At 51.9% G+C, this 14,354-nt stretch carries 14 protein-coding genes; 8 read left to right on the top strand and 6 right to left on the bottom strand.

Annotation, left to right across the window (positions count from 1 at the left end):
* The first annotated feature begins 91 nt into the window (after positions 1-91).
* From ugpA to ugpQ, 4 genes are read left to right on the top strand one after another with little or no spacing between them, the layout of a single operon-like run.
* Positions 92-979 (top strand): sn-glycerol-3-phosphate ABC transporter permease UgpA, encoded by an 888-nt coding sequence (gene ugpA, locus NA624_RS08875; RefSeq protein WP_000099307.1) that lies wholly within the window; start codon positions 92-94, stop codon positions 977-979.
* A complete protein-coding gene (gene ugpE / locus NA624_RS08870; protein WP_000572196.1) occupies positions 976-1,821 on the top strand; it encodes a sn-glycerol-3-phosphate ABC transporter permease UgpE in 846 nt (281 codons plus the stop codon). The genes ugpA and ugpE overlap by 4 nt, the downstream gene beginning before the upstream one ends.
* Position 1,822: 1 nt before the next feature.
* Positions 1,823-2,893 carry a sn-glycerol-3-phosphate import ATP-binding protein UgpC gene (locus NA624_RS08865; RefSeq protein ID WP_000907846.1) on the top strand — a complete coding sequence of 357 codons (1,071 nt, stop codon included), beginning with the start codon at positions 1,823-1,825 and terminating at the stop codon, positions 2,891-2,893.
* Positions 2,890-3,630 carry a glycerophosphodiester phosphodiesterase gene (gene ugpQ / locus NA624_RS08860; RefSeq protein WP_000073542.1) on the top strand — a complete coding sequence of 247 codons (741 nt, stop codon included), beginning with the start codon at positions 2,890-2,892 and terminating at the stop codon, positions 3,628-3,630. The genes NA624_RS08865 and ugpQ overlap by 4 nt, the downstream gene beginning before the upstream one ends.
* Positions 3,631-3,642: 12 nt before the next feature.
* Here the strand turns inward: ugpQ and NA624_RS08855 are convergent, their stop codons facing one another.
* Positions 3,643-4,059, bottom strand: a complete 417-nt coding sequence (locus NA624_RS08855; protein ID WP_000826035.1) for a DUF2756 family protein — start codon at positions 4,057-4,059, stop codon at positions 3,643-3,645.
* 125 nt (positions 4,060-4,184) lie between these two features.
* Here NA624_RS08855 and ggt point away from each other — a divergent pair, with 125 nt between their 5' ends.
* Positions 4,185-5,927, top strand: coding sequence for a gamma-glutamyltransferase (ggt, locus tag NA624_RS08850; protein ID WP_000805099.1), 1,743 nt, complete (start codon positions 4,185-4,187; stop codon positions 5,925-5,927).
* A 44-nt stretch (positions 5,928-5,971) separates the two neighbouring features.
* On the opposite strand, the gene NA624_RS08845 is transcribed toward ggt, so the two are convergent.
* The 5 genes from NA624_RS08845 to yhhY form a co-directional block, all read right to left on the bottom strand.
* The gene (locus NA624_RS08845) at positions 5,972-7,006 is read right to left on the bottom strand and encodes a phosphotriesterase family protein (RefSeq protein ID WP_000675710.1); all 1,035 of its coding nucleotides are present in this window, start codon (positions 7,004-7,006) and stop codon (positions 5,972-5,974) included.
* Entirely contained in the window at positions 7,003-7,974 is a 972-nt protein-coding gene (locus NA624_RS08840) for a DMT family transporter (RefSeq protein ID WP_001038949.1), read from the bottom strand. The genes NA624_RS08845 and NA624_RS08840 overlap by 4 nt, the downstream gene beginning before the upstream one ends.
* Before the next feature lie 53 nt (positions 7,975-8,027).
* The gene (locus tag NA624_RS08835) at positions 8,028-8,789 is read right to left on the bottom strand and encodes a glutamine amidotransferase (protein WP_001066509.1); all 762 of its coding nucleotides are present in this window, start codon (positions 8,787-8,789) and stop codon (positions 8,028-8,030) included.
* Positions 8,790-8,804: 15 nt separating this feature from the next.
* Positions 8,805-10,019: a PfkB family carbohydrate kinase gene (locus NA624_RS08830; RefSeq protein ID WP_000667446.1), complete on the bottom strand. Its 1,215-nt coding sequence runs from the start codon at positions 10,017-10,019 to the stop codon at positions 8,805-8,807.
* Between the two features lie 264 nt (positions 10,020-10,283).
* Positions 10,284-10,772, bottom strand: coding sequence for an N-acetyltransferase (gene yhhY, locus NA624_RS08825; RefSeq protein ID WP_001290281.1), 489 nt, complete (start codon positions 10,770-10,772; stop codon positions 10,284-10,286).
* Positions 10,773-11,238: 466 nt separating this feature from the next.
* Between yhhY and NA624_RS08820 the strand changes: the two genes are divergently transcribed.
* The 3 genes from NA624_RS08820 to gntR all read left to right on the top strand — a co-directional run bounded on the left by NA624_RS08820 (position 11,239) and on the right by gntR (position 14,220).
* Positions 11,239-12,276 carry an oxidoreductase gene (locus tag NA624_RS08820; protein WP_000172401.1) on the top strand — a complete coding sequence of 346 codons (1,038 nt, stop codon included), beginning with the start codon at positions 11,239-11,241 and terminating at the stop codon, positions 12,274-12,276.
* 123 nt (positions 12,277-12,399) lie between these two features.
* A complete protein-coding gene (locus tag NA624_RS08815; protein ID WP_000639789.1) occupies positions 12,400-13,095 on the top strand; it encodes a pirin family protein in 696 nt (231 codons plus the stop codon).
* Positions 13,096-13,224: 129 nt separating this feature from the next.
* Entirely contained in the window at positions 13,225-14,220 is a 996-nt protein-coding gene (gene gntR, locus NA624_RS08810; RefSeq protein WP_000730239.1) for a gluconate operon transcriptional repressor GntR, read from the top strand.
* The last annotated feature ends 134 nt before the right edge of the window (positions 14,221-14,354 follow it).

Below are 14,354 nucleotides of genomic sequence, written 5' to 3'. Positions count from 1 at the left end.
TGATGGCGCTGCGCTTATCAGGCCTACAGCGTTTGTAGGCCGGATAAGGTGCTTGCACCGCCATCCGGCACCTTCCAGGAAAAGAACCTTCATGTCATCATCCCGTCCGGTGTTCCGCTCGCGCTGGCTGCCGTATTTACTGGTTGCCCCGCAGTTGGTTATCACCGTTATTTTCTTTATCTGGCCTGCGGGCGAAGCGCTGTGGTATTCGCTGCAAAGCGTCGATCCGTTTGGTTTTTCCAGCCAATTTGTCGGGCTGGAGAATTTTGTCGCGCTTTTTCACGACAGTTATTATCTTGACGCTTTCTGGACGACGATTAAATTCAGCGCGCTGGTCACGTTTAGCGGCCTGCTGGTCTCGTTGTTTTTCGCCGCCCTGGTGGATTACGTAGTGCGCGGCAGCCGTTTTTATCAGACGCTGATGCTGCTGCCTTATGCCGTCGCGCCCGCCGTCGCCGCCGTATTGTGGATTTTCCTGTTTAACCCGGGGCGGGGATTAATCACCCATTTCCTCGGCGAACTCGGCTATGACTGGAACCATGCGCAAAACAGCGGTCAGGCGATGTTCCTGGTGGTATTTGCGTCAGTCTGGAAGCAGATTAGTTACAACTTTTTATTCTTCTTTGCCGCGCTGCAATCCATTCCCCGCTCGCTGGTGGAAGCGGCGGCCATTGACGGCGCCGGGCCGATTCGTCGTTTCTTCCGGCTTTCTTTGCCGCTTATTGCGCCGGTCAGTTTCTTCCTGCTGGTGGTCAACCTGGTGTATGCCTTTTTCGACACCTTCCCGGTGATCGACGCCGCGACCGCCGGCGGGCCGGTACAAGCCACCACGACGCTGATTTATAAGATCTATCGCGAAGGGTTTACCGGCCTGGATCTCTCGGCGTCCGCCGCGCAGTCGGTGGTGTTGATGTTCCTCGTCATCATTCTGACGGTGGTGCAGTTCCGCTATGTGGAAAGTAAGGTGCGTTACCAATGATAGAGAATCGTCGCGGGCTGACAATATTCAGCCATACCATGCTGATTCTGGGGATCGCGGTCATTTTGTTTCCTCTGTATGTCGCGTTTGTCGCGGCGACGCTGGACGACCGCGCGGTGTTTGAGACGCCGATGACGCTGCTTCCCGGCACGCAGTTACTGGAGAATATCAAAACTATTTGGGTCAACGGCGTCGGTGTTAATAGCGCGCCATTCTGGCTGATGATGCTTAACAGTTTCATTATGGCGTTCAGCATTACGGTAGGCAAAATCACGGTATCTATGCTTTCCGCATTCGCCATCGTCTGGTTTCGTTTTCCCCTGCGTAACCTGTTCTTCTGGATGATTTTTATCACCCTGATGCTGCCGGTTGAAGTACGTATCTTCCCGACGGTGGAAGTGATCGCCAACCTGAAAATGCTCGACAGCTATGCTGGTCTGACGCTACCGCTGATGGCGTCCGCTACCGCCACTTTCCTGTTTCGTCAGTTCTTCATGACGCTTCCGGATGAACTGGTGGAGGCGGCCCGTATTGACGGCGCGTCGCCGATGCGCTTTTTCCGCGACATCGTGTTGCCGCTGTCAAAAACCAACCTGGCGGCGTTATTCGTCATCACCTTTATCTACGGCTGGAACCAGTATCTGTGGCCGCTGTTGATTATCACCGACGTGAATCTTGGCACTGCCGTAGCGGGTATCAAAGGGATGATCGCCACTGGCGAAGGTACCACGCAATGGAACCAGGTGATGGCGGCAATGCTGCTGACCCTTATTCCCCCGGTTGTCATCGTTTTAGCCATGCAGCGCGCGTTTGTGCGTGGCCTGGTCGATAGTGAGAAATAAAATGGCTGGTTTAAAACTACAGGCAGTAACCAAAAGCTGGGACGGCAAAACCCAGGTAATTCAACCGCTGACGCTGGACGTGGCGGATGGCGAATTTATCGTGATGGTCGGGCCGTCCGGCTGCGGCAAATCAACGTTGTTGCGGATGGTGGCCGGTCTGGAACGCGTGACCAGCGGCGATATCTGGATTGATCGCAAACGTGTCACCGAGATGGAGCCCAAAGATCGCGGCATCGCGATGGTATTTCAGAACTATGCTCTCTATCCCCATATGAGCGTAGAGGAGAACATGGCGTGGGGACTAAAAATTCGCGGTATGAGCAAAGCGCATATTGAAGAACGCGTGCGGGAGGCGGCGCGCATTCTGGAGCTGGACGGCCTGCTTAAACGCCGTCCACGCGAGCTTTCCGGCGGTCAACGGCAGCGCGTGGCAATGGGGCGCGCGATCGTCCGCGAGCCGGCAGTCTTCTTATTCGACGAACCGCTCTCTAATCTCGACGCCAAGCTGCGCGTGCAGATGCGTCTGGAGTTACAACATCTGCATCGTCGCCTTCGTACCACCTCGCTCTATGTTACTCACGATCAGGTAGAGGCGATGACGCTGGCCCAGCGGGTGATGGTGATGAATAAAGGCGTCGCAGAACAGATTGGCACGCCGGTAGAGGTGTATGAAAAACCGGCCAGTCGCTTCGTGGCGAGCTTTATTGGCAGCCCGGCGATGAATCTGTTGGACGGCGTTATCAGCGCTTCCGGCGACCGTTTCGAATTGCCTGGCGGTCTGGCGTTGCCGATAAGTGCGGACTATCGGGGTCATGCCGGACGTAAAATGACGCTGGGTATCCGACCGGAGCATATTGCGTTAAGCTCGCAGGCGGAAGGCGGCGTGCCGCTAACGGTAGATACGCTGGAGATTCTGGGCGCGGATAATCTGGCGCATGGGCGCTGGGGCGATCAGAAACTGGTGGTGCGGTTGGCGCATCAGCAGCGCCCGGCGGCGGGCAGTACGCTATGGCTGCATCTGCCGGAACATCAGCGACATCTTTTTGATGGCGAAACAGGACAACGTGTATGAGTAACTGGCCTTATCCCCACATTGTCGCCCATCGCGGCGGCGGTAAACTGGCGCCGGAAAACACTCTGGCGGCGATTGACGTGGGCGCGCGATACGGGCACACCATGATTGAGTTTGATGCCAAGCTGTCGAAAGACGGCGAAATTTTCCTGCTGCATGACGATAACCTGGAGCGCACCAGCAACGGTTGGGGCGTGGCGGGCGAGTTGAACTGGCAGGATTTATTGCGTGTGGACGCTGGCGGTTGGTTTAGCGGCGAATTTAAAGGCGAGCCGCTGCCGTTGCTCTCGCAGGTGGCGGAGCGCTGCCGTAAACACGGCATGATGGCGAATATTGAGATCAAACCGACAACGGGGAGCGAAAGGCTAACAGGACGCGTCGTGGCGTTGGCCGCCCGCGAACTGTGGGCCGGGATGACGCCGCCGCTGCTCTCTTCCTTTGAGATAGAGGCGCTGGAGGCGGCGCAGGCGGCAGCACCTGAACTGCCGCGCGGGTTATTGCTGGATAAATGGCGTGAAGACTGGCGTGAACTGACGACCCGTCTGGGCTGTGTTTCCCTCCATCTCAACCATAAATTACTCGATGAGACGCGAGTGCAAGAGATTAAGGCCGCGGGTCTGCGGATTCTGGTGTATACCGTCAATCAGCCCCAGCGGGCGGCAGAGCTGCTGCGCTGGGGCGTGGATTGTATCTGCACCGATCGCATTGATGACATCGGCCCTCACTTTCAGTTTTAAGGGCTGTCAGTTTTAAGGGCTGATGGTTTTCAGCGGGATGTCAGGCTGCGGCGTCCCGCTGCCCTGCTGCAACATTGGCTGGGAATGGTTTAGCATCCGGTCCGGATTTCCGCTGCCGCTGAGCATTCCGCCCTGCGTATTGGGCAGCGTTTGCTGGCCGAGCATACCGTTGCCCGGCTGTCCCTGCTGAACCCGCTGCGTATTGGCATTCAACTGCGACTGTAGATTTTGCTGCTGGCTGCGCGCCTGCGTTTGCATCTGTTGTTTCAACATACCCTGCTGCTGAATCTGCTGCGTTTGCATCTGCGTCTGCATACGCTGTTGGCTGGGAATCTTATAACCTGGCTGATTAGGATTATTCATAGTGTTAATTGGCTGGGCCAATACAGCAAAGGGTAACAAAGCCGTAATAAGTAGTAAGCGTTTCATTGTCGTCTCCTCCCGATGAGGCCTCTTTTTAAGTGTACCTCTATTTCGCCATGATGATGATTTTTTAAGCGTTGTGGACCAGGATTAAACGGGACATACACCCATTTATCTGGAGAAAAACAACGATGAAACCAACGTTTATGCGCTGGGTGGCGATCGCCGCTCTGCTGGCCGGGGGGACGTTTAGCGCGGTGGCCAATCCTCCCGTCGCGCCGCCAGTCTCCTATGGTGTTGAAGAAGATGTCTTTCATCCTGTGCGGGCGACGCAAGGGATGGTGGCCTCGGTGGATGCAATGGCGACGCAGGTTGGCGTGGATATCTTAAAGCAGGGCGGTAATGCCGTGGATGCCGCCGTCGCCGTGGGCTATGCGCTGGCTGTCACGCATCCGCAAGCCGGAAATCTGGGCGGCGGGGGATTTATGCTGCTGCGCACTAAAGATGGCGCTACCACGGCGATCGATTTTCGTGAAATGGCGCCTGCTGGCGCGACCCGTGATATGTTCCTCGACGAGCAGGGTAACGCCGATGCGAAAAAGTCGCTGACGTCGCATCTGGCATCCGGTACGCCGGGTACCGTGGCGGGGTTCTCGCTGGCGCTGGAGAAATACGGCACGATGCCGCTGAATAAAGTGGTGCGTCCGGCGATGAAGTTGGCGGAAGAGGGTTTTGTGGTTAACGATGCGCTGGCCGACGACTTAAAAACTTACGGCAGCGAAGTGATCCCCAACCATGAGAACAGCAAAGCCATTTTCTGGAAAGACGGCGAGCCGCTGAAAAAAGGCGATAAGCTGGTCCAGAAGAATCTGGCGAAAAGCCTGGAAATGATTGCCGAAAACGGCCCGGATGCGTTTTATAAAGGGGCGATTGCCGACCAGATTGCCGGGGAAATGCACAAGAACGGCGGTCTGATGACCAAAGAGGATTTAGCCAGCTATAAAGCCGTTGAGCGTACGCCAATCAGCGGTGACTATCGCGGGTATCAGGTCTTCTCCATGCCGCCGCCATCCTCGGGCGGTATTCACATCGTACAGATCCTTAATATTCTTGAAAACTTCGACATGAAGAAGTACGGCTTTGGCAGCGCCGATGCCATGCAAATCATGGCGGAAGCGGAAAAATACGCCTACGCTGACCGCTCAGAGTATCTGGGCGATCCGGACTTTGTGAAAGTGCCGTGGCAGGCGCTGACCCACAAAGCCTATGCGAAAACGCTGGCCGATCAAATTGATATCAACAAGGCCAAACCTTCCAGCCAGATAAAACCGGGCAAGCTCGCCCCGTATGAAAGCAACCAGACCACCCACTTCTCGGTGGTGGATAAAGACGGCAATGCTGTGGCGGTGACCTATACCCTGAACACCACCTTCGGCACAGGAATTGTGGCGGGAAATACCGGTATTCTGCTGAATAATCAAATGGATGATTTTTCTGCTAAACCCGGTGTACCTAATGTTTATGGCCTGGTGGGCGGCGATGCTAACGCGGTCGAACCAAAAAAACGTCCGCTGTCGTCGATGTCGCCCACTATCGTCGTTAAAGAGGGCAAAACCTGGCTGGTGACCGGCAGTCCTGGCGGGAGTCGAATCATCACTACCGTGCTGCAAATGGTAGTGAACAGCATTGATTTTGGCATGAACGTCGCCGAAGCGACCAACGCGCCGCGTTTCCATAATCAATGGTTGCCGGACGAACTGCGGGTAGAAAAGGGCTTCAGTCCCGATACGCTGAAGTTGCTGGAACAGAAAGGGCAGAAAGTCGCGCTGAAAGAAGCGATGGGCAGTACCCAAAGTATTATGGTTGGCCCGGATGGCGAACTGTACGGTGCGTCTGACCCGCGTTCGGTGGATGATTTAACGGCGGGATACTGATTTTTAATTCCAGGCCCGGTGTCAGACACCGGGCTATTTGCAGATTATGCCGTGAGTAATCGGGCTGGATTATCAATACAAAGCTTGCGCAGAGTATCGTTGTCTACTCCGCGAGCAGCCAGATAGGCGAGGAAGACATTCGGGACAAACCCCCAGCCATTTCCGCCATTTTTCGCCCACATCTGTTTGAGAAAAACATCATGGCTTAAAACGATTTGGTCGGCGTAACCCAGTGCAATCAGATTCGCTACTGCATCTGCGGTCTCCTGAACGCCCGGCGCGACACCTTCTTTTGGGAAGGTGATGTCCAGACCAATCATGTCAAATTCAAGCCATACGCCACGGTCGAGCATTTTACGTTGATAGACGACATCTTTTCCTGAAGGGTCCGAATGCGCCAGCGAGACTTTTGCCGGAGAGACGTTCATTTCTTCCAGCACGATATCCAGCACCTCATCACCCAGTCGCAGCCACCCTGGCATATGGATATTCATCGCCGTGTGGGGGTTGTTACATTGTGCCAGAGACGCTGCCCGCAGGCTGTTACGCTCCGCTTGGGTAAACGCGGGAGATACGCCGATTTCACCGATCATGCCAGCGCGAATATCCGTCTCGCCAATACCCTGATTCAGTTCTTTATCAATGAGTGAGGCTAACAGCTCAACAGGTTTATGGATCCGGGTACTTTCAAATTTCTCCAGATAAGGTCCGGATGACGCAACGATATTCAAACCCGTTTTTAAGGCAACTTCTCGCAGCGCTGAGGCGTCCCGTCCAATGGATTCTGATCCGGTGGCGTCGACAATCGTCCTGCCGCCCAAAGACATAAAGTTATTGATTTCGAAGATAACATCATCAATCTCTTTGCGGTCCATGTTATCGGCGCAGCAGTATGGGTCGTGTTTCAGTCCCCACTGCAGGTCAGCACTGACTTTCTTTCCCACCAGTTGCTGTGAAAAAGCATAATGTGGCTCGTCTACGACCGAAGACAGATCGTTAAACAGATGTTCATGCGGTAGCGTCAGCCCCATATCCGTATGCGCCACCGGGCCTGTTACGGTTTGCAGGAAACCTTTCATTCTGACACCTCCATTCTTTGCGCCATTTTGGATGCTCTGTATTCAGGGATGGTGGTCACAATCGCACCGACTAACGCGAACAGCGTACCGATGATGGTGACCAGGTAGACCGTATTGCCTAATGAAGGGATCAATTCATCAATTAGCACTGAGCCAAGCAGTTGGCCTGCTGTTGACGCTACGCCCAGCATCAATAGCCCTAAGCCTCTCACCAGAATCGCCATTAGCCCGATGGACAGCAGACCCAGCGGACCACCGAGATACATCCACCATGTATCGGGTAACTGGATGGTGACATGGCCTAATGCGATACGTATCGCCAGCGCCGCGCCCAGGACACAAAAGCCGACGATGAAGTTCCATGTAATGGACACCAGCATGGAGCCCGTTGCCTCGGCGACTTTCGCATTTCCCGCAGGCTGCCAGCCAGCGAGTAACCCTGCCAAAAAGGGGAGGATAGCGAGCAGGATAAACGAGGTTGAGTGCCACTGTGGCGACACGACAAAAATGGTGGCGATAACGGCGAACAATGCGCCAGTAATGCGCCATGGCGTAAAATATTTCTTCTCCTCCACACCGATGCCAAAACGGTCGCACAGCAGGCCGGAAAGAAGCAGGGCAGAAATTAATGCCGTTTGAAAGGTGGCAACGCCCAGCGCGCTGGCGGATGCGCCTTCAGAAAATACGACCATAGCCCCGCATAATCCTGCAAACCAATTCCATAGCGGGATTTTTCTCTTTTTAATCAGAGTAGGGATTGAGGCGAATTGCTGGCGTGTTTCTTTGCGCGCAATAATAATAAAAAACATGACGACCAGACCGCTGGCAAACGAGATTACTGCGCAAGCATTACCGTCTTGTAACCAATGTCCTAACTGCCCATTAACGGCAGACTGCATCGGGGAAAGCATACCGGCTAAGATGGTGGCAAGCATCAGTAAGGGGGTTGAGTACTTATTCTTGTTCATACATCAATCCTTATATTTTATAAAAGGAGTAACTTTCGTTACTCCATTGTTTTTTATTTTCTGGCGATGAATTGAAGCGTGTTGACCCACAGGTCGGTATAAAATGGCCATGACATAAACTGCTGGGTTCCCCAGTGTGGGGAGCAGTCACTCATAAAGCAGGCGGTTTTACCCTGTTGGTATTCACCGAACACTAACAATGGGTCATTATTTATTGTTAATACGACATCGGCATCGTCTCTGGCGACGGCCTGGTTATATCCAAGAAATACTGGATAATCTGAGAACCCGTTAACAACAGGATGTTCAGGTGAGACAGCCTCAGCACAGATACCCTCTGGCTTTTCTACCCGGTCATCGCCATCAAGCATAATAACTGGCAGAACCTCAGCAAGAACGGTGTTCTTATAATTGGCTTTTGCCTCAATACCCATAAATGACAGATAACCGCCAATCATGAGTAGTCCACCGCCATTTTTGACGTACTCTTTAATGGACTCCAGAGCGTTTGGTTTTATTTTTAGCTGATAAAATGTCTCGTTTTGCAACAGGAAGGTATTACTACCAATGTCGCTAATAACAATCACATCGTAACGGTTTAATTCGTCAATACTCTCTGGAAAGGCAATTTGTACCGTGTGGGCAGGCATGTAATCAATATCAACGCCGCCTTTCCTCAGACATTCCAGTAACCATGTAGCGCCTTCTTCATATTTACTGGAGGTGAAACTGTCATAACCTTTTGAATGAATCATATGAATATGCCAGGATTCTCCAATAAAGAGCACCTTTAGTTTTTTCTGCGTATTGTTCATAGTCTGCTCCTTGATTTAGTGAGTAGAAATAGTTTGTTTGTAATGTGAACCCTGAATACGATGAAGAACGGAGTCGTTTTCCGGCATATCAGAGGCATTAGGCGTTTCAACCGCAAGTGAGGCAAATGCGCTGGCGTAGCACAATGCGGATGCCAGTGACTTTCCTTTTGCAAGGCCAGATGCGAGGGCGCCATTGAAAGCGTCACCCGCTCCCGCCGTATTTTTTACAACTGCCGGAAATGCCGGGGAATAGATGAATTGTGTGCCATCATAAGCAAGCGAACCTTTGCTACCTAATGTAATAATGGTATTTTTGACGCCTTTCTGATGAATAATTTTGGCCGCGCATTTGGCTGATTCGATATCATTAACCGCCATATTGGCCAGCAGGCCTGCTTCCGTTTCATTTGGCGTAATATAATCAATGTTATCAATGATGGTGTTAACCATGTCATTGTATGGCGCTGGATTGATGATGACCGGTATGTCATTTTTTTGTGCGAGACGAATTGTTTGCTGCAGCGCTTCGTAATTCGTCTCCAGTTGGACAAGAACAATATCTGAATGAACAATGGCTTCTTTTTGAATGGTGATTTCATCAGGGGAAATTGTCATGTTGGCGCCAGGGTAGATAGCGATGACGTTATCTCCGGTATCTCCATTCACCATGATGGTTGCTGTACCTGTTTGTGTTTCTTTGGTCTGGTAGATAACACTTTTATGGATTTTTGATGAGTTTATAAAATTAATGGCGTAATCACTAAAATGATCTGACCCTACTTTAGTAATAAAATGCACATCAGAGTCGGCATAGCTTGCTGCTAATGCCTGATTACATCCCTTACCGCCGGGTGAAAAAATAAATTTATCGGCCAGCAATGATTCTCCCGTTGAGGGTAATCTCGGTAGATAACTGATGATATCAACATTGAACGAGCCAATAACACATACATTACTTTTCATGGCAGAGAGACCTTTTTTTATTTTCTGCGCTGATTCATATTTTTCCAGCACATAAGCAATTTCATTTTTTGCGACGTTATCAAGAGAATCAAGGGTAATAAATGCACCACCATGACAGCGAGTAAGATATCCCTGTCCGGCAAGTTCATTGAGATCTGAACGAATAGTTTCCTTTGTTACCTTGAGACTTTTCGCCAGATTTGAAACTTTTACAACTCCCGAAATACTGAGTTCCTTCAATATTCTATGATGGCGTTCAAATTTCATTTTTTACCTCACCGTGGTTAAATTAGTCCCGGGAGGAGTATATTGTTGTGATTGTCACCATAAAGTGATGGCAGAAACCAAAAAAAAACAAAAATGTAATATTAATATTGCTAAAATTACGGAAAAAACGGTGATAAAGCTTAAAGTGGTAATAACCATGAAATTCAGGTGGTTATTGTTTTGATATAGGGGAAGTAGGTTGCAATAACTGGAATGTTGTGAAGGTTTGTGACGTTTCGCCCCACAGGGTGGGGCGGGGAAGCGCTATTTCACGCGCGCCATAAAGTACGCATCAACGTACTCACCGTTGCGCAGGCCGTATTTCTTACCGGTGCCTTGGATTTCAAAGCCGTACTTCTTATACACCGCCACCGCGGGCTCGTTATCAACAAATACCGTTAACTCGATACGCTCGACGCGCAGCCAGTTGTCACACATGTCGATCATCGTGCGGATCAGCGCGCTGGCAATGCCGCGATTGTGCCACCGGGCATCCACGCAGATACCAAAATCGGCCACGTGGCTGCGGCGAGGACGTTGGGTGACCTGAATAGAAAGATGGCCAACGACAATATCGTCAATGCAGGCAACCAGTTGTTTAACCCCGGCTTGCTCGGTTAGCCGCGCCTGCCACATTTCGAGGGAAGGATGAGGAACCTGTAGCGTGTTGTGATACACCTCCGGCTGGGCGTGGATCTGACGAATGGCGTCGTAATCTTTCGGTTCAGCGTGGCGTATCACTATTTCACTCATTCCTTATCTCCTGCAGGGGTAATTGTGTTTTTACACTCGCTGAGAAAGAAAATTCCGTCAACCGCATTTTTTTGCAAAAAGAAGTAGACAAGTGCGAATGAGAATGATTATTATTGCCTTGCGTTCAGGGGAACCCCTACGGAGAACCTGAAAGCACGACATTGCTCACATTGCTTCCAGTATTACTTTAGCCAGCTTTTGCTGGCTTTTTTTTGGGTTTTGTTTCAGCCTGGCTTACTTGTCATTTTGTCCCCGGGAAGTGCTCGTGCTCCTCACGTACATTTAGTACGCTCCGGGCCCTGCGCGCTTGCCGTGAACAAACTGACCGCGACGCCGACGGCCGATCTTGAGGCATCTGCTTTTGTAGGCCCGAAAAGTCTTCTCCGCCACCGTCAAAGAATCCAACATTCAGTCTCCTCACGCTTTGCGCTATGGTGTAAACAATCATCTTCAAAAGGATCGTCTCATGACCTTACACTGCGCATTTATTGGATTCGGCAAAAGTACCACCCGTTACCATCTCCCCTATGTTCTGAATCGGAAAGATACCTGGCATGTCGCGCATATTTTCCGTCGTCACGCTAAACCGGAAGAGCAGGCGCCGCAGTATTCACATATTCACTTCACCAGCGATCTGGATGAGGTGTTGGGCGATCCGCAGGTAAAACTGGTGATCGTCTGTACGCATGCTGACAGCCATTTCGAATACGCCAAACGCGCGCTGGAAGCGGGTAAAAATGTGCTGGTTGAGAAACCTTTCACGCCGACGCTGGCGCAGGCAAAAGTGTTGTTCGACCTGGCGCGAAGCAAAGGACTGACCGTTACGCCGTATCAGAATCGGCGTTTTGATTCCTGTTTTCTCACGGCTAAAAAAGCGATTGAGAGCGGGAAACTGGGCAAGATTGTCGAAGTTGAAAGCCATTTTGACTACTACCGACCCGTGGCGGAAACCAAACCGGGCCTGCCGCAGGATGGCGCTTTCTACGGACTTGGCGTCCACACCATGGATCAAATTATTTCGCTATTTGGCCGCCCGGATCATGTCGCGTATGACATTCGTAGCCTGCGTAATAAAGCGAATCCGGATGACACCTTTGAAGCGCAACTATTTTATGGCGATTTGAAGGCTATCGTTAAAACCAGCCACCTGGTGAAAATTGATTACCCGAAATTTATCGTGCATGGGACTAAAGGTTCGTTTGTGAAGTACGGTATCGATCAACAAGAAACCAGCCTGAAAGCGAACATTATGCCCGGTGAACCCGGTTTCGCCGCTGACGAATCCGTCGGCGTGCTGGAATATGTTAACGATGACGGTGTTACGGTGAAAGAAGAGGTGAAACCGGAAACGGGTGACTATGGTCGTGTTTATGATGCGCTGTACCAGACGTTGACCGTCGGTACGCCTAATTACGTCAAGGAATCTGAAGTTCTTACCAATCTGGAAATCCTCGAACGTGCTTTCGAACAGGCATCGCCTGCGACGATAACCCTCGCTAAATAGCCCTTACAGACTCCTCTGCGCTTATTCATATTTTTTGAACAGAGGAGTCAATTTTCACCCTCTATGATCCCGGACGGAATGAGTCCACACTTATTCCATCGAAAACATCTGGGGGTGAACACAATGATCTACTTACGCAAAGCAAACGACCGCGGTCATGCGAATCATGGCTGGCTTGACTCCTGGCATACCTTTTCTTTTGCCGATTATTACGATCCGAACTTTATGGGGTTCTCGGCGCTGCGTGTGATTAACGACGACGTGATCGACGCAGGCCAGGGGTTCGGCACGCATCCGCATAAAGACATGGAAATTTTGACCTATGTGCTGGAAGGCGCCGTAGAACACCAGGACAGTATGGGCAATAAAGAACAGGTTCCGGCAGGTGAATTCCAGATTATGAGCGCCGGGACCGGCGTTCGCCACTCCGAGTACAACCCGAGCAAAACGGATCGTCTGCGGCTGTACCAGATCTGGATCATTCCGCAAGAAACCGGCATCACGCCGCGCTACGAACAGCGTCGCTTCGACGCCGCGCAGGGCAAGCAACTGGTGCTTTCGCCAGATGCTCGCGATGGTTCGCTGAAGGTCCACCAGGATATGGAGCTGTACCGCTGGGCGCTGCTCAAAGATGAGCAGTCGGTGCATCAGATTGCCGCTGAGCGCCGCGTCTGGATCCAGGTGGTAAAAGGTAACGTGACCATTAACGGTACTAAAGCCACCACCAGCGATGGTCTGGCGATTTGGGATGAGCAGGCAATCTCGATTCATGCCGACAGCGACAGTGAAGTGTTGCTGTTTGACTTGCCGCCAGTTTAACGTGCTGTAACCTTTTGTAGGCCGGATAAGACGCGAAAGCGTTGCCATCCGGCTTTTCATCGTTTGTCATTAATTCCGCACGTCCGTGGTAAACTGGGCAAATCTATCCCTTTTATACCTTTCAGGACGATGAAAAAGAAAAGACCCGTACTTCAGGATGTGGCCGACCGTGTGGGCGTGACCAAAATGACGGTCAGCCGTTTTTTGCGTAATCCGGAGCAGGTCTCCGTCGCGCTGCGGGGTAAAATTGCGGCTGCGCTTGATGAGCTCGGGTACATTCCTAATCGCGCGCCTGACATTCTTTCCAACGCCACCAGCCGCGCCATTGGCGTTCTGCTGCCGTCTTTAACCAACCAGGTCTTTGCGGAAGTGTTACGCGGCATTGAGGCCGTCACCGATGCCCACGGGTATCAGACCATGCTGGCGCACTACGGCTATAAACCGGAGATGGAGCAGGAGCGCCTGGAATCGATGCTCTCCTGGAATATCGACGGCCTGATCCTCACTGAGCGTACCCATACGCCGCGCACCTTAAAAATGATCGAAGTCGCCGGGATTCCGGTGGTGGAACTGATGGACAGCCAGTCGCCGTGTCTCGATATTGCCGTTGGTTTTGACAACTTCGAGGCCGCCCGTCAGATGACCGCCGCGATTATCGCGCGCGGTCATCGTCATATCGCCTATCTGGGGGCGCGCCTCGACGAACGTACTATCATCAAGCAGAAGGGCTATGAACAGGCGATGCGGGACGCAGGCCTGGTTCCTTACAGTGTGATGATGGAGCAATCTTCATCCTACTCTTCCGGTATCGAACTCATGCGCCAGGCGCGACGCGAATACCCACAGCTTGACGGTATTTTTTGCACCAACGATGACCTGGCGGTGGGGGCGGCCTTCGAATGCCAGCGCCTGGGGCTAAAAATCCCGGACGACATGGCGATCGCCGGGTTCCACGGTCATGACATCGGCCAGGTGATGGAACCGCGTCTGGCAAGCGTCCTGACGCCGCGCGAGCGAATGGGCAGCATTGGCGCGGAACGTCTGTTGGCCCGCATTCGCGGCGAAACGGTCACGCCAAAAATGTTAGATTTAGGTTTCACCTTGTCACCGGGCGGATCTATTTAGTCTGACAACTTTGAAGTAGCTCACACTTATTCACTTTTGGCACGAATGGTCATTGCGTCGTGAATGGTGCGGTTGGACAATGTTACCGATAACAGTTACCCGTAACAAATTTTGCAACTTGTAGAGTGGGGGCC

Source organism: Salmonella sp. NW38, from assembly GCF_051807745.1.
Taxonomy (GTDB): Bacteria; Pseudomonadota; Gammaproteobacteria; order Enterobacterales; family Enterobacteriaceae; genus Salmonella; species Salmonella enterica.
Note: the sequence above shows the minus strand (reverse complement) of the source record. Positions and strands in the feature narration are given on the sequence as shown.

Excerpts from the sequence above, each read along its gene's own strand:
- ugpA (WP_000099307.1), top strand. The coding sequence starts at position 92 with ATGTCATCATCCCGTCCGGTGTTCCGCTCGCGCTGGCTGCCGTATTTA.
- ugpE (WP_000572196.1), top strand. The coding sequence starts at position 976 with ATGATAGAGAATCGTCGCGGGCTGACAATATTCAGCCATACCATGCTG.
- NA624_RS08865 (WP_000907846.1), top strand. The coding sequence starts at position 1,823 with ATGGCTGGTTTAAAACTACAGGCAGTAACCAAAAGCTGGGACGGCAAA.
- ugpQ (WP_000073542.1), top strand. The coding sequence starts at position 2,890 with ATGAGTAACTGGCCTTATCCCCACATTGTCGCCCATCGCGGCGGCGGT.
- NA624_RS08855 (WP_000826035.1), bottom strand. The coding sequence starts at position 4,059 with ATGAAACGCTTACTACTTATTACGGCTTTGTTACCCTTTGCTGTATTG.
- ggt (WP_000805099.1), top strand. The coding sequence starts at position 4,185 with ATGAAACCAACGTTTATGCGCTGGGTGGCGATCGCCGCTCTGCTGGCC.
- NA624_RS08845 (WP_000675710.1), bottom strand. The coding sequence starts at position 7,006 with ATGAAAGGTTTCCTGCAAACCGTAACAGGCCCGGTGGCGCATACGGAT.
- NA624_RS08840 (WP_001038949.1), bottom strand. The coding sequence starts at position 7,974 with ATGAACAAGAATAAGTACTCAACCCCCTTACTGATGCTTGCCACCATC.
- NA624_RS08835 (WP_001066509.1), bottom strand. The coding sequence starts at position 8,789 with ATGAACAATACGCAGAAAAAACTAAAGGTGCTCTTTATTGGAGAATCC.
- NA624_RS08830 (WP_000667446.1), bottom strand. The coding sequence starts at position 10,019 with ATGAAATTTGAACGCCATCATAGAATATTGAAGGAACTCAGTATTTCG.
- yhhY (WP_001290281.1), bottom strand. The coding sequence starts at position 10,772 with ATGAGTGAAATAGTGATACGCCACGCTGAACCGAAAGATTACGACGCC.
- NA624_RS08820 (WP_000172401.1), top strand. The coding sequence starts at position 11,239 with ATGACCTTACACTGCGCATTTATTGGATTCGGCAAAAGTACCACCCGT.
- NA624_RS08815 (WP_000639789.1), top strand. The coding sequence starts at position 12,400 with ATGATCTACTTACGCAAAGCAAACGACCGCGGTCATGCGAATCATGGC.
- gntR (WP_000730239.1), top strand. The coding sequence starts at position 13,225 with ATGAAAAAGAAAAGACCCGTACTTCAGGATGTGGCCGACCGTGTGGGC.